Source organism: Virgifigura deserti, assembly GCA_003576685.1.
Lineage (GTDB): Bacteria > Pseudomonadota > Alphaproteobacteria > Dongiales > Dongiaceae > Virgifigura > Virgifigura deserti.
The window spans coordinates 116,445-131,287 of the sequence record QOZR01000013.1 but is presented as its reverse complement, the minus strand read 5'-3'; the positions used below and the strand labels follow the sequence as shown (position 1 = coordinate 131,287).

The 14,843-nt window shown below is 67.4% G+C and carries 12 protein-coding genes; 8 read left to right on the top strand and 4 right to left on the bottom strand.

Annotated elements, in window-relative coordinates:
- Positions 1-219: 219 nt before the first annotated feature.
- Positions 220-1,569, top strand: a complete 1,350-nt coding sequence (locus DT069_RS20610; protein WP_119462205.1) for a dihydrolipoyl dehydrogenase family protein — start codon at positions 220-222, stop codon at positions 1,567-1,569.
- Between the two features lie 102 nt (positions 1,570-1,671).
- Here the strand turns inward: DT069_RS20610 and DT069_RS20605 are convergent, their stop codons facing one another.
- The gene (locus tag DT069_RS20605) at positions 1,672-4,014 is read right to left on the bottom strand and encodes a Lon protease family protein (RefSeq protein WP_119462204.1); all 2,343 of its coding nucleotides are present in this window, start codon (positions 4,012-4,014) and stop codon (positions 1,672-1,674) included.
- A gap of 86 nt (positions 4,015-4,100) precedes the next feature.
- Complete coding sequence (locus tag DT069_RS20600; RefSeq protein WP_119462203.1) at positions 4,101-4,772, bottom strand: SDR family NAD(P)-dependent oxidoreductase; 672 nt, start codon at positions 4,770-4,772, stop codon at positions 4,101-4,103.
- A 256-nt stretch (positions 4,773-5,028) separates the two neighbouring features.
- On the opposite strand from DT069_RS20600, the gene DT069_RS20595 reads away from it, so the two are divergent.
- The 7 genes from DT069_RS20595 (at position 5,029) to upp (ending at position 10,666) form a co-directional block, all read left to right on the top strand.
- Positions 5,029-5,217: a Flp family type IVb pilin gene (locus DT069_RS20595; protein ID WP_119462202.1), complete on the top strand. Its 189-nt coding sequence runs from the start codon at positions 5,029-5,031 to the stop codon at positions 5,215-5,217.
- A 175-nt stretch (positions 5,218-5,392) separates the two neighbouring features.
- Positions 5,393-6,121, top strand: coding sequence for a type 1 glutamine amidotransferase (locus DT069_RS20590; RefSeq protein WP_119462201.1), 729 nt, complete (start codon positions 5,393-5,395; stop codon positions 6,119-6,121).
- Between the two features lie 109 nt (positions 6,122-6,230).
- A complete protein-coding gene (gene cdd / locus DT069_RS20585) occupies positions 6,231-6,632 on the top strand; it encodes a cytidine deaminase (RefSeq protein WP_119462200.1) in 402 nt (133 codons plus the stop codon).
- Entirely contained in the window at positions 6,629-7,480 is an 852-nt protein-coding gene (locus DT069_RS20580) for a purine-nucleoside phosphorylase (RefSeq protein ID WP_425450435.1), read from the top strand. The genes cdd and DT069_RS20580 overlap by 4 nt, the downstream gene beginning before the upstream one ends.
- Positions 7,481-7,512: 32 nt before the next feature.
- A complete protein-coding gene (deoA, locus tag DT069_RS20575; protein ID WP_119462198.1) occupies positions 7,513-8,856 on the top strand; it encodes a thymidine phosphorylase in 1,344 nt (447 codons plus the stop codon).
- Between the two features lie 5 nt (positions 8,857-8,861).
- Entirely contained in the window at positions 8,862-10,016 is a 1,155-nt protein-coding gene (locus DT069_RS20570) for a 3-phenylpropionate MFS transporter (protein ID WP_119462197.1), read from the top strand.
- Entirely contained in the window at positions 10,013-10,666 is a 654-nt protein-coding gene (gene upp, locus DT069_RS20565; RefSeq protein ID WP_119462196.1) for a uracil phosphoribosyltransferase, read from the top strand. Before DT069_RS20570 ends, upp begins: the two co-directional genes overlap by 4 nt.
- A 4-nt stretch (positions 10,667-10,670) precedes the next feature.
- Here the strand turns inward: upp and DT069_RS20560 are convergent, their stop codons facing one another.
- Positions 10,671-11,138: an Hpt domain-containing protein gene (locus tag DT069_RS20560; protein ID WP_119462195.1), complete on the bottom strand. Its 468-nt coding sequence runs from the start codon at positions 11,136-11,138 to the stop codon at positions 10,671-10,673.
- On the bottom strand, positions 11,135-14,638 hold the full coding sequence (locus tag DT069_RS20555) for a PAS domain-containing protein (protein ID WP_119462194.1): 3,504 nt from the start codon (positions 14,636-14,638) through the stop codon (positions 11,135-11,137). The genes DT069_RS20560 and DT069_RS20555 overlap by 4 nt, the downstream gene beginning before the upstream one ends.
- Between the last annotated feature and the right edge of the window lie 205 nt (positions 14,639-14,843).

Genomic DNA, 14,843 nt, shown 5'->3' with positions numbered 1-14,843 from the left:
TTTCGTAGGAAAAAATTCTTATACGGTAGGTGGATGGATTTCCGCCCGAGGTTTTTTTCCGATAAGTAGTTCCGCCGCCTGCGACAATTCATCGATCATGGATCCGAAAAGGGGCGGGCGGGGACGGGAACGTGCCGAGGTTCAGCGGTGTTACCGGAAGGAGGGCAAGGGCCGCGGTGCGCCCTTGGGGTGCCGTGCCGGCTGCGTACAGGATGTGAAATGGTTGGATCTTACGACCTCGTGGTGATCGGAACCGGCGTCGCGGCCTCGCCGATCGCGCGGGAATGTCGCGCGGCCGGGTGGCGGGTCGCTGTCGTCGACAGCCGCCCCTTCGGCGGCACCTGCGCGCTTCGGGGCTGTACGCCGAAGAAGGTGCTGGCGCATGCGGCCGCAGTCATCGACAGCGTCGCGCGGCTGCGGGGCAAGGGGATCGCCGGCGAAGGTGCTCACATCGACTGGGCCGAACTGATAGCGTTCAAACGCTCCTTCACGGATCCGGTGCCGGAACGGAATGAAAGAAGCTTCGACGAGCAGGGCATCGACAGCTTCCATGGGGCGGCCCGCTTCGTCGGCCCGCGCAGCGTCCGCGTCGGCGACGACGTTCTCGAGGCCCGGCGCATCGTCGTCGCCAGCGGCGCCGAACCGGTGACGCTGCCGATCGACGGGACCCAGCACCTTTCCACCAGCGATGATTTCCTGGAACTCGACGCGTTGCCGGACCGGATCATTTTCGTCGGCGGCGGGTATATCGCCTTCGAGTTCGCGCATCTCGCGGCGCGGGCCGGCGCGCAGGCCACGATCCTGCATCGCGGCGACCAGCCGCTCGAGCGGTTCGATCCCGATCTCGTCGGTCTGCTCGTCGAGCGGACGCGCGCGATCGGCGTCGATCTGCGCGTCAAGCATGAGGTGAAGCGGGTGGAGAAGACGCCGCGAGGGGTGATCGTCCATGCCGATGGCACCGAGGGCGAGCAGCGGTTCGAAGCGGATTTCGCCGTCCACAGTGCCGGGCGGGCGCCGCAGCTCGATCGGCTCGATCTGGCGGCGGGCGAAGTCGTGCGCGATGGCCGCGGACCGAAGCTGAACGACTATCTGCAGAGCATGTCGAACGACGCCGTCTATTTCGCCGGCGACGTCACGGGCAGGGGCGCGCCTTTGACTCCGGTAGCCTCGCTCGATGCCGATGTCGTCACGGCCAACCTGCTGCAAGGGAATCATGTGAAGCCGGACTATACGGGCACGCCGAGCGTCGTCTTCACCAGCCCGCCGATCGCCGGCGTCGGCTATCTCGAGGCTCAGGCGCGCGCGGCCGGGCTGCGGTTCCGGGTCAATCATCGACCGACGCCGGACTACTTCAGCGCCCGGCATGTCGGCGAAACCTGCTCCGGCCACAAGGTCCTGATCGAGACGGAGACGGATCGGATCCTCGGCGCCCATCTCGTCGGGCCGGAGGCCGGGGAGGTGATCAACCTGTTCGCGATCGCCATTCGGACGGGGCTACCGGCGCGGGACCTGAAGCGCGCGATCCTGGCCTTCCCGACTGTCTCCAACGACATTCAAAGCATGGTCTAGAAAAGGCCGGCCCGGACGGGAATCGGTGTCGTTTGAGGCATGGCCCCCACCCTCCCGCTCCGCGGGTTGCCCCCTCCCCCAGCCAAGCTGGGGGAGGGGGCATCAGACCTGGATCCGTTCGGCGAGAATCCGGTCGAAGGTCGTCAGCTCGGCCGCGACCCGGCCATAGACCGAGTCCGGCGGATAGCCGCCGTCGGCGTCACGCTCTCCGGCCGGGCGGCCGGTGAACAGCTCGATGGCCTCCTCGATAGTCGCAATGCTCCAGATGTGGAAGCGACCGGCGGCCACCGCTTCGGTGATCTCGTCGCGGAGAATGAGGTCGGCTTCGTTGGCGGCCGGGATCGCCACGCCCTGGGTTCCGCTCAGCCCGCCGGCGTCGACGCAGCAGCGGAAAAAGCCCTCGATCTTGTGGTGGATGCCGCCCACGGCCTGCGCCTGCCCGCGCTGATTGACCGAGCCGGTGATCGCCAGATCCTGGCGCAGCGGCACGCCTGCGAGATCGGACAGAATCGCCAGCAGCTCGGCGATCGAGGCGCTATCGCCCTCGACCCCGCCATAGCTCTGCTCGAAGGTGATGGAGCAGTTGAAGGACAAGGGGATACGCCGGGCGAAATGGCCGGCGAGGAACCCCTGCAGCACCATGACGCCCTTCTGCTGGATCGGTCCGCCGAGGGTGGTGTCGCGCTCGACATTGATCACGCCGAGCCGACCGACCGAGGCCCGCGCCGTCACGCGGGTCGGCGCCCCGAAGGCGTGGTCGCCGAGGTCGCGCACCGTCAGCGCGTTGACTTGGCCGACGACCGCGCCGACAGTGTCGATCATCACCATCCCGCGGGCGATGTTCTCGTGCAGCCGGTCCTCGACCCGCGCATTGCGCTGCCGCCGGGCCCTCATCGCGTCGATCACCGCCTGTTCCGAGAGGACGGCGGAACGGGCGCCGCCCTGGAGCAGCAGGGCTTCGCCGATCAGGTCCTCGAGCCGCTCGAACTGCGCCGTCAGCTTGTCGCGCCGCGCCGCCCAACGCGCGGAGATGCCGAGCAGCCGCCGGAGCGCCCCTTCCTCGCAGGTCGCGTTCTGATGCGCCGCCGCCATGCGGCGGATCAGCGCGGCATAGCAGGCGAGGTTCTGCGGCGTCGCGTCCATGTCGGTGTCGATGTCCGCCTTGATTTTGAAATGGATCTGGAAGTCGGGATCGGCCGAGAAGAAGGTGTAGTACCAACGGGGCGCGCCGACGATAACGATCTTGACGTCGAGCGGAATGGGTTTCGGTCGCGGCGCCCCCGCGATCGGCATCGCGCCGGCGCGATAGGGCTCCTCGACGCGGATCTCCCGGTCGCGCAGAGCCGCCTTGAGAGAACTCCAGAGCCGGGCGTCGTTCGCCAGCGCCTCGGCCCGCAGGACCAGGACGCCGCCATTGGCCCGGTGCAGCGATCCGGCGCGGATCAGGGCGAAATTCGTCCTGAGCGCGCCGTTCGCCTGCTCATAGTCGATCCGGCCGAACAGGGCCTCGTAGCTCGGATTGGCCTCGACGACGACGCTGGGATGCGGATCGTCGGAATGATCGACCAGAAGATTGACCGCATAGCGCCGTTCCGGCGGCTCTGCCGTGGCGGCCGACTGGTCATCAGGCTTCGGCCGGAACCGTTCCAGGTTGTCGAGGATGTCGATGCGCATCTCGGTGAGCCAGCGGGCAAGGCCGGCATAGCTGGAGAACTCGCCGACAAGGGCATCGAGCAGAGCATCGGTCGCCTGCTCGGCGATCTCACGCTCAAATGTTCGGGCCCACTCGGTGAAGGCGATCTGTCGCGCGGCGGCCCAGCGATTGATCTCGGCGAGCTGTTCCGCGATGCGGCGGCGCGCTTCCTCGTCGACCGCCGCCGGCGCCGTTGCGGTATCGCCGCTTTCGTCCGACCGTGCCACGATGGCCATGCCGCCCTGCGGCGCCTGCGCCAGATCGAGGCCGTGCCGGCTTGCCTCTGCCCGCAGGGCTTCGAGGCGCAGCGCTACCTCGCTCTGCGCCGCCTCTCGCTTGGTGCCAATCTGCTTCTGGACGGCCTCGCTGCCGAAGGCCTGCACCAACGCCTCACGGATCTGCGGAACCAGCGCGGCCATCCGGTCGCGGAACCGGCGGCCGACTCCGGCCGGAAGGCGGTATGGCCGCGGCCGATGCGGCCGCCGGAAGTTGTTCAGATAGACCCAGTCGTTCGGCTGAGGCCGCCGCGCGACCGCCTGCTCCAGGAATGCGACCGTCGCGCTCATCCGGCCGCTGCGATCCTCGCCGAGGACGAAGACGTTGAAGCCCGGCTCGTCGATCGACAGCCCGATCTCGAGCGCCTCGCGCGCGCGCCAGTGGCTGGACAGGCCGAAAATATCAGCGCCTTCGCACGGGCCGGCCTCGAAGCGGGGCAGGCCGACCTCGGCGACAGTCAGTTTCTTCGCTGGCACCAGTGCATCACCCGGAATGGTTCGGCGCGCATTTCAACGGTAGGGATCATCCCGCCGGCATCGCAAGGCCGTCAAGGACCGTGACCTCAGAACTTCTCCGTCGCCGGCCGCAGGTCGATCTCCTGCGTCCAGGCGCTCGGCGGCTGTTGGTGGAGCTGCCAATAGGTTTCCGCGATCGCTTCGGGCTTCAGCGTGCCGTCTTCGCCGGATCCGATCTGGCCGTCGATTACGATATGGGCAACATGGATGCCGCGAGGACCGAGTTCCCGTGCCATGCTCTGGGCCACCGCGCGCAGGCCGAACTTTCCAACCGCCAGATTGACGAAACCGGCGCTGCCACGCAGCGAGGCGGTCGCGCCGGTGAACAGGATGGTGCCGCCTCCTTCGGCCAACATCATCTGCGCTGCCGCGCGGCCAATCAGGAAGCCGCCGAGGCAGCCGATCCGCCAGCAACGCTCGAACTCCGCGGGTTCGGTCTCCAGGACGGATTTCGGCAAATAAGCCCCGGCATTGTAGACGGCGAGAGTCGGCGCGCCGATATCCGCAGCCACCCGCTTGAAAAGCGTCTCGACCTGATCCTCCTGCGTCGCGTCGCAGTCATAGGCGCGGCCCGATATCTCGTCGGCCAGCGCCGTCAGCCGGCTCGCCTCGCGCGCGGCCATGGCTACGGTCAGCCCGGCCTTGGCGAAGCGCCGCGCCAGCGCCGCGCCAAGCCCCGGACCGACCCCGACGATCAGCGCCGTCTCGTTTGTCGACATCGTTGACGACCTCCCGATCCGTGCGTTCCTCTCGGAAAGAATAGGGTTGCCGGGCGGAACAACCAAGCCGCTCCTCGCCGCCTCTGGAGTGGGAATGCTGGGCGATGTGAGCGCGAAAGAAAACGGCGTTTATCTATGAAAATTTCGGACGTGTATCAAGAATAGGAACAATATTACGCATTTCTGAACATTAACAGTCGGTTCAGGCATCAGTGGCAATCTTCCCGTCCGGCTTGGCAAGAGGAGATCCACGACCATGATCAACTTCTTCAAGAGCTTCGCTGCGGAAGAGTCCGGTGCCACGGCCATCGAGTACGGCCTGATCGCCGCTCTCGTTTCGGTCGCTGCGATCATCGCGCTGACCGCGATGGGTGAGTCATTCGACCTCTTCACCTATGTCTCCGACATGTTCAAGGCCGCAATGTCGGCTATTGATCTTGCGTAAGGGTCGGCATCGACCCTGACCCGGGCTGCCTTTCGCAGCCTGTGAGCGAATGCATCAAGGGGGCGCGCTGCCGAAAGTGGCGCGCCCCTCCCGCATCTATTTCAGGTCTCTTGCCGGGACATGAGCGTCTCGCCATAGTGCGCGGCGGGATCGTTACCGTCCTCGAGGGGGGCTCATGTCCGAGCGGCGCGTTCTGATCGTCGATTTCTCGGCGGATAGCCGGAATCGGCCTTTTGGCAGTGCGGTCGCCGCGGCCCTGCCGGCCGGGGTCGATCACGAGATCGTCCGTTGCGATGCGGTCGATGACTGGGGGCGGAGAGCCTCCGAGGTCAGCCATCTGATCCTGTCGGGCTCGGATATTCCGCTGCCACGGTCGGAAGCCTGGTTCGAACCGACCCGCCGCCAAGTGCGGACCGTGATCGAGAGCGGCCTGCCGGTTTTCGGCATCTGTTTCGGCCATCAGCTCATTGTCCAGTCGCTCGGCGCACCCGACATGGTTCGGCGGGCGGATGTAGGTGAGTTCGGCATTACTGAGCTCACGCCGCTGCCCGCATTTGCGAGCGATCCGGTCGTCGGCCGAGGGCTCGGTCGCCCACTCAGGGGGTATAATCTGCATGCCGACGAGGTCGTCGCCGAAACGGCGGTTCCGGCTCTCGGCCTCACCCTGCTGGCGAGGAGCGAGGCCTGTGCCGTGCAGGCCTACCATGTGGCCGGCCGGCCGGTCTGGGGCGTCCAGTTCCATCCCGAATTGACCGGCGAGGCGGTCGCCGCGGCCGTGGCCGTCGCGCCGCTGTCGTTCGGCCAGCCGGCGCCGGATGCGGCGGCGATCGACCGCATCGCGCATGGCCCGAGCTGCCGCCACCCCGGCATTTTCGCCGCGTTCCTCGCCGTGGACCGCCGATAGCTCATAAAAGGGTTGTTCGCCGACATCCGTTTGGCGCCGCAACGTCGCGCTGTTCCGCTCATCTTGGCTTAGCTATGCTGCGGTTCCATGACAGCCGCATGAGGTAAGCATGTCGGATCTTGCCGCGATGATCGAGGCGGCGCGGGCCGCGCGGGCGAATGCCTACGCGCCCTATTCGAAGTTCGCCGTCGGCGCCTGCATCCGGGGCGGCAGCGGTCGGCTCCATAGCGGATGCAATGTCGAGAACGCGGCCTTTCCGCAGGGCCTGTGCGCCGAGGCGGTCGCGATCGGCGCGATGGTGGCCGCCGGTGAGTCGCGCATCATCGAGGTCCTTCTGCTGGCGGATGGCGAGCCGCTCTGCACGCCCTGCGGCGGTTGCCGGCAGCGGCTCGGCGAGTTTGCCGGGCCGGACGTCCCGGTTCATCTTTGCGACCTGTCGGGTCTGCGTCGGACGCTGTCGTTCGGCGAGTTGCTGCCCTTTCCGTTCACTGCCGTCGGGTTCGGCGCATGATGACGGCTCCGTCCGCTGACCGCGCCGCCGCGGCGGTCGCCGAGCGCGCGCCGGGCTTCGTGCCCCGGGTCGGGCTGATCCTCGGCTCCGGGCTCGGCGGTGTGGCCGACAGAATCGTCGATCCGATCGCGATTCCCTATGCCGATCTGCCCGGCTTTCCGCAGCCGGGGGTGGAAGGGCATGCGGGGCGGCTGGTCCTCGGGCGGCTTGGCGGCGAAGCCGTCGCCTGCCTGCAGGGGCGGGTGCATCTGTTCGAGGGCGCCGACGCGGCGGACATCCGGCTTCTGGTCCGGACCCTTAAGCGTCTGGGATGCGAAATCCTGATCGCCACCAACGCGGCCGGGTCGCTGCGCGCCGGCATGGCGGCGGGCAGCCTGATGATGCTCGCCGACCACATCAACCTGCTGCCCATGAATCCGCTGGTCGGGCCGAACGACGACGCCTTCGGTCCGCGCTTTCCGGCGCTGGACGAGGCCTATGATCCGGTACTCCGCGACCGCTTCCGCGCGGCGGCCGGCGCGGCCGGCTTGGCGCTTACGGAAGGCGTCTATCTCGCCTATCTCGGCCCCAGCTTTTCCACCGTGGCGGAATCGCGCGCCTTCATCCGGCTCGGCGCCGATGCGGTCGGCATGTCGACCGTGCCGGAAGTGATCGTCGCGCGCCATTGCGGCCTGCGCGTCGCGGCGATTTCCGCCATCGTCAGCCCATCTGCCGGTGTCGAGACAGCGGCCGGAAGTGAGGCGACCAGCCATGAGCAGACCCTGGCGATGGCCGCGCGGGCGGGCGAGGATCTGTCGCGACTTCTCGTCGCCTTTCTCGAACGGCTCTCCAATGGCGACCGGCGCTGAACCGGGGCAGGCCGACGGCGGATCTTGATCCTATGGCCGGGACGCCATTCCTTCCCCAGGAGATTATACGGCGCAAACGTGACGGGGCGGTGCTCGACGCTGCCGAGATCGAAGCCTTCGTGCGCGGCCTGATCGATGGCTCGATCGGCGAGGGCCAGGTTGCCGCCTTCGCCATGGCCGTCTTCTTCCGCGGCATGAACATGGACGAACGGATCGCGCTGACCCGGGCGATGACCCATTCGGGCACCGTGCTGGACTGGTCCGCGCTCGATCTGCCGGGGCCCGTCCTCGACAAGCACTCGACAGGCGGCGTCGGCGACAAGGTCAGCCTGATGCTGGCGCCGCTCGTCGCCGCCTGTGGCGGCGCCGTGCCAATGATCGCCGGCCGCGGCCTCGGCCATACCGGCGGCACGACCGACAAGCTCGAAAGTATTCCCGGCTATCGAGCCCAGCCGGATCTCGCCCGTTTCCGGGCGGCTGTCGCCGGAACCGGCTGTGCGATCGTCGGCCAGACGCCGGATCTCGCGCCGGCCGACCGGCGCTTCTACGCGATCCGCGACGTGACTGCGACGGTCGAATCGGTTCCGTTGATCACCGCGTCGATTCTGTCGAAGAAGCTCGCCGCCGGGCTCGACGGGCTCGTCATGGACGTCAAGCTCGGCAGCGGCGCCTTTGCCACCGGGCTCGATACGGCACGGGAGCTGGCCGACAGCCTCGTGCGCGTGGCCGGCGGCGCCGGCCTGCCGACGGTGGCGCTGCTTACCGACATGAACCAGGTGCTGGGCCGAACCGCCGGCAATGCCCTCGAGGTGGGGGAGGCGATCGATTACCTGACCGGCGGCGCGCGCGATCCGCGGCTGCACGAGGTCGTGCTCGCGCTTGGCGCCGAGATGCTGATTCTCGGGCGCCTTGCCGAGGATCCGGCCACCGCCCGCGCCGCGCTGCTGCGGGCGCTCGAATCCGGAGCGGCGGCGGAGCGCTTCGAGCGGATGGTGGCGGCGCTCGGCGGCCCCACCGATCTTACCGAAGCGCTGGGCCGGCATCTCCCGCGCGCGCCGGTCTGCCGTCCGGTGCGGCCTGTCCGTCCCGGAACCGTCACCATGATCGATGTCCGCGCGCTCGGGCTTGCCGTTGTGAACCTCGGCGGCGGCCGCAAGCGCGCGGAAGATGCGATCGACCATCGCGTTGGTCTCGACGAGGTTGCCGGGCTTGGCGAAGCGGTCGGAGCCTCGCGGCCCCTGGCGCTGGTTCATGCGCGCACCGAAGCCGCGGCGGATCGGGCGGCCGAGGATGTCCGCGCCGCCTTCGCCATCGGTGCCGCACAGCCCGATGCCGGACCGGTGATCCGCGAGCGGATTGCCGCGCTCATGCGCTGAGCCGAATGTTCCTCCCGCTCCGCCTGTCCCTGTTCTACGTCGCCTACTTCACCGTTGTCGGGATCACACTGCCGTTCTGGCCGGTCTGGCTGAAGGCGCAGGGGCTCGACGGCGGCGAGATCGGCATCCTGCTCTCGCTCCCGTTCTGGGTGAAGCTGCTGACCAATCCGCTGATCGCGCGCAAGGCCGACCGCCTCGGCCAAGCGCGGCGGCCGCTGATCCTGTTGGCCCTCGGCAGCCTCGCGGGCTATGCGCTGTTCATCTTTGCCGGCGGATTCTGGTCCATCCTCGTCATCACCGTTTTGTCCAGCATCTGCCTGACCGCACTGATGCCGCTCGGCGACAGCTTGACGATCCGAACGGCGATCGACCGGCAGTTGGACTATGGGCGTATCCGGCTTTGGGGCTCGCTCTCCTTCATCCTCGCCGCCAGCGTCGGCGGCGGCCTGTTCGCCGGCCGCTCGCCGAACCTGATCCTCGACGCCCTGCTGGTGGCCCTGGCCCTCACCGTCGCCGCTTGCCTCGGCCTGCCCGAGCAGCGGCCCGCGCCGCGCCGCGCCGCCGATGGGGGCGTCTCCGGCCTTCTGGCCGACCGGCGCTTTCTTCTGTTTCTCGCCGGCGCCAGCCTGATCCAGGCGAGCCACGGCGTCCTCTATGGCTTCGGCACGCTGCATTGGCAGGCGGCAGGTTACGCGAGAGACACGATCGGCTGGTTGTGGGCGGAGGGCGTCGTCGCCGAAATCCTGCTCTTCAGTTTCGGCGCCACTGTCCTGCGCCGTCTCGGCAGTCCGGGTCTGCTCATCCTCGGCGGCGTCGCGGCCGTCGTCCGCTGGATGCTCCTGGGGTTCAGCACGGATCTGCCGGTTCTGATCCTGGCGCAAGTGCTGCACGGCCTCACTTTCGGCGCGACACACCTCGCCGCCATCGACTTTCTGGGCCATGCCGCGCCGCCCGGACTGTCGGCCACGGCACAGAGTCTCTACGGCGCGGTCGCGCTCGGCGCCGTCTCGGGGGTCGTCATGCTGTTCTCGGGGACGCTCTACGAAACCTTCGGCGGCGCGGCTTTCTTCGCGATGACGGGGCTGGCGATCGCCGGTACCATGGTGGCGGCCCTGCTCGCGCGCGTGTCGCCGGCAATTCGATTTCAGGAGGTGCCATGACCTCGAACGCCGATGAGTTTCCCAGCCTCCGGGTGCTCGGCCATCCGCTGATCCAGCACAAGCTGTCGCTGCTGCGCGACAAGCGCACGCCGACCATCCAGTTCCGGCAGCTTCTGCGCGAGATCGCCCTGCTGATGGGCTACGAGATCACGCGGGACCTGCCGGTCGGGACCGAGCGGATCGAGACGCCGTTGGCCGTGATGGACGCGCCGAGGATCGCCGGCAAGAAGGTTGTGATCGTCTCGATCCTGCGGGCCGGCCTCGGCATGGCCGACGGGCTGCAGGACCTGATCCCCTCCGCGCGGATGGGACATATCGGCCTCTATCGCGATCCCGTAACCAAGCGGCCGGTCGAATATTTCGTCAAGCTGCCGGAGCCGGAAGGGCGGCTGTTCATCCTGGTCGATCCGATGCTGGCGACGGGCTATTCCGCGCGCTATGCCGCCGACCTGCTCAACCGCCGCGGAGTCGCCGACAGCCATATCCGCCTGATGGCGTTGGTCGCCGCGCCCGAAGGCATGCGGGTCTTCCGTGACGCCCATCCGGACATCCCGGTCTATGCCGCGGCGCTCGACGAGCGCCTCGACGATCACGCCTATATCGTCCCCGGACTGGGCGATGCGGGCGACCGCCTGTTCGGCACGAAATAGCGCTTCAGGAGTCCCGGCCGACCAACGTCTCCAGGCGCGCGGCCAGCTTGTTCGCGGTTTCGCTGCCGTCGCCCTTGACCTGCCTCTCGAGGATCAGCCGCAGCGCATCGAGATGGGCCTGAATGATCGGCAGATCGGCGTCGCGAATTGCGGCTGACTGCTTGATCAACTGACAGAGAGACTGCCCGATCCGCGTGACCAGCGGATAGCCGAAGCTCCCGCCCTGGCCCTTGACGTTGTGGGCGATGCCATAGAGGTGCTGAATATGGTCCTGCCGCTGTTCCGGTTTCGCCTTTGCGGCGTCGAGCGCCGCCTGCGCGTCGGCAATGTCCTTGAGCGCCACCTCGGCGTAGTTCGCGGCCAGTTCGGCGACCGCGGCTTCGGCACGGGCGAGGGTCTCGGCCCAGGATCTTTCCCCTTCGCTGCCGGCTGCCGCTCCATGCGCGGCAGGATTGTACGGAGGTGCGGTCATCGCCCGCCGTCCGAGCCTGTGGGCCTCAACGTCTCGAGCGAGTCCAGCATGCCGGTAAGCGCCGCCTCGGTGTCCGGGTCGGCGGGCGCCGGATCTGAACTCGCCTCAGCGCCCGGCTCCGGCAGGGGGGTCGCGTCGGCCAGTCCGGAACCGGGAGCGGTGGCGGTGCCGCTCCATCGCAGGAGGATCTCGAACAGCTGCTTCCGGTCGATCGGCTTCGCCACGTAGTCGTTCATGCCGGCCTGCAGCAGTCGCTCCCGATCGCCGCGCATTGCGTTGGCGGTGATCGCGATGATCGGAATCCGGCCTTTCGCGCCGGGTAATGCACGGATCCGTCGAGTCGCCTGGATTCCGTCCATCTCCGGCATCTGGATATCCATCAGGACCATGTCGTAGGGCCGGCTCAGCACCGCCTCCACCGCCTCGATGCCGTTGCCGGCGACGTCGACTCGGTGCCCGGCCTTCTGCAGCGTGGCGATCGCCAGAAGCTGGTTCACTTGATTGTCCTCGGCGAGCAGCAGGCGGAGCGGCCGACCGCCGAACGCCTTCAGGTCGGGAAGCGGGGCCGCAGTGTCTTGCTGTGATTCCAACGATATGGCTTCGGACGCTCCGACCAGGCTTCGCAGACAGGCCAGAAGCTGCGATTGGGAAACTGGCTTGCACAGCCTTGCGGCGAAGACAGGCGGCGGCGTCGCCTCGTCCAGCAACTCGCCGAACGAGGTGACGAGGACGAGGCGCGTCGCCGCGAAAGCGGCGTTCTCCCGGATTCGGCGGGCCAATTCCTCGCCGCCCATTCCCGGCATCGATCGGTCGATCAGGGCGATATCGAACGGCTGCCCGAGCCGCTCGCCCGCCTCGAGCGCGTCGAGCGCCGCCGCTCCGCCATCGGTCGGCTCGACGCTCATCCCCCAGGATTCCAACTGCCTCTGGAAGATCAGGCGGTTGACGGCATTGTCGTCGACGATCAGGGCGCGCAGACCCTGCAGCGCCGCGACAGGCGGGTCCGCCGTTACGGTCCGATCGTCCGCAACCGCGACCTGCACGGTGAACCAGAAGCTGCTGCCCTTGCCGGGCTCGCTGTCGACGCCGATGCCGCCGCCCATCCGTTCGGCAAGCTGCTTACTGATCGCCAAGCCAAGGCCGGTGCCGCCGAAGCGGCGCGTGGTCGAGGAATCCGCCTGCGTGAACTTCTCGAACAGATGGTCCCGATGCTCCGCCGAAATGCCGATGCCCGAGTCGATCACCTTGAAATGCAGGATCACTCCATCATCCTGCTCTCCGGTATGCGTTCCAACCTGTGCGCCGGGGCTGGAGACCTCGATCGCGACGCCGCCCTCTTCCGTGAACTTGATGGCATTGCTGACGAGGTTCAGGAGAATCTGCCGAAGCCGGCCCGGATCGCCGCGCACCCAGCGAGGCGATCCCGGAGCGATAAAAACGCCGAGATCCAGCCCCTTCGCGCGCGCGCGCGGCTCGCACAGTTCGGTGACGCTGGCGACGATCGCGGCGATGTCGAAATCGATCGATTCGAGAGTCAGCTTGCTCGCCTCGAGCTTGGAGAAGTCGAGGATATCGTTGATCACGGTGAGCAGGGCTTCCGCCGATTGGTGGATGGAGCGCGCATAGAGTCGCTGTTCCGCGTCGAGTGCGCTGTCCAGCAGCAGCCCCGTCATCCCGAGAATTCCGTTCATCGGGGTGCGGATCTCGTGGCTCATGGTCGCGAGGAAGTCGGACTTCGCCGAGTTCCCGGCCTCTGCTGCCTCCTTGGCGGCGCGCAGTTCCTCTTCGCTCCGCTTACGTTTCGTGATGTCGAAGATCGCACCGTCCAGATAGAGCAGGGTTCCATCCTCGCCGAAACAGCCCTGGCCCTTCTCATGGACCCAGCGGACGGAACCGACCCGGTGCAGGAGGCGATATTCGAGGTCGAACGAGCGCCGTCCTTCAAGCGCCTCGGCGACCATCCGCGTGACCGCTGCGCGGTCGTCCGGGTGAATCAGGCTGGCGAAGCTGCGGACCCGGTTGAGCAGAAGCTCGTCGGCCGGGTAGCCGGAAATATCGCCGATCGCATCGCTGATGAACTGCATCGTCCAGTCGGCATCGCGGGCGCGGCGATAGCAGGCGCCGGGAATGTTCGCGATCAGCGTGCGGAGCGTTGCCTCGCTTTCCCGCAGGTCGCCAAGGGCCGACATCAGCCAGGTCTCGGCCTGCCGGCGTTCGTTGACGTCACAGAGCGATCCTGCCATGCGCATCGGCTTGCCGGCGGCGTCCCAGAAGCTCTGTCCGCGGATGCTGTACCAGTTGTAGGTGCCGTCGCGGCGGCGCAGCCGGCATTCGGTCTCGAACGGCGTCCGCTCCCGCCAATGGCGGCGGAACTCGGCGCGAGTCTGCTCGCGATCCTCCGGATGAACCAAGCCCTCGAAGGCCATGAGATCGACGGTGCACTCCTCGTCGGCATAGCCGAGCAACTCGCGGAACCGCGGCGAGCACCAGACCGTCCGTGACGGAATGCTCCAGTCCCAGACCCCGTCCGAGGTGCCGCTGAGCGCAAGCTCCAGACGCTGCTTGCTTTCCCGCAGCGCTGCGTCGGACCGCTCGCGGCGTACTAGCTGATTCGCCAGGAGATAGGTCAGCAGCGAGACGGCCGCGGCGATGACGGCGCAAAGGGCGATCCCTTCGACGAGATCGGTCTTCCACCGAGACAGGGCGAGTTCCCTCGATTGCTCGACGGTCACGGTCAGCGGCCAGCCCGACACCGCGCGCCTGCTGACGATGGCGGACTCGTCAGGCGGCGCCAGGGACCATCGGACCCCGGCGTCTGGCACGCCGTGAACGGCGTCATCGCGAAACAGAATGTCGGGTGAGAGCACCAGCGGCGATCCGTCGGCCCGGAACAGGCCGATGAATCCGTTGCCGGCAGACTTGCCGAAATGGTCCGACTGGACCGATCGGTAAAGGTCGCGGAAATAGTTCGGCTCGACAATGGCGACGACGGTTCCGGCGAAGCTGCCGTCCGGCTCGGACAGGCGTCGGCTCATGCCGATGAACCATTTGCCGTTCAGCCGGCTCTGCACCGGCCGATCGATGAAGAGGCCGGCGGCGGAATTGTCGCGCTGTGCCACGAAATAGCGGCGGTCGGCGAGTCGGATCGGCTGTGTCGGCTGTCCGATCGAGTTCTGGACGAGGTTGCCGGCGGCGTCGGTGACGAGGATCGCTCGCATCTGGGGCGCCTCGATGATCTCGCGCTGCATCAGGCTCTGGATCTCTGGATCGAAAGGCGCGCGTGCGCCGTCACGCGTGATGGCGTCGGCGATCTGCGCCAGGGTGAGGTCGATTGCCTGGACGGTTTGCGCCGTGTGCTCCGCCAGCATCTGTGCGACGCCGTTGGTCCGCCGTGTCGCTTCGTCGAGCGCGCGGCTGTGATCGCGCCAAAGATTCGCGCCGGTCAACAGGGCAACGATCAGAACCATCGAAGCCCCGAAGGCGACGATGCTGCGCTTCACACCTGATCGTGCCCCGGACCGTGTCCCCGAACGTCCCCTCGATCGTTCTTTGGGCGCCGTGGCCAACCCTTGCGGAATGGCGGTTTCGGTCACAGCCCTCTCCGGATTGCAGGGTTAAGATCTGCCAGCATCGAAGCTACCCGCTCATCCTTAACAGGCGATAAAGGCGGGGCTTGACGACAACCTTGGACCCGTGCGGAAAGCC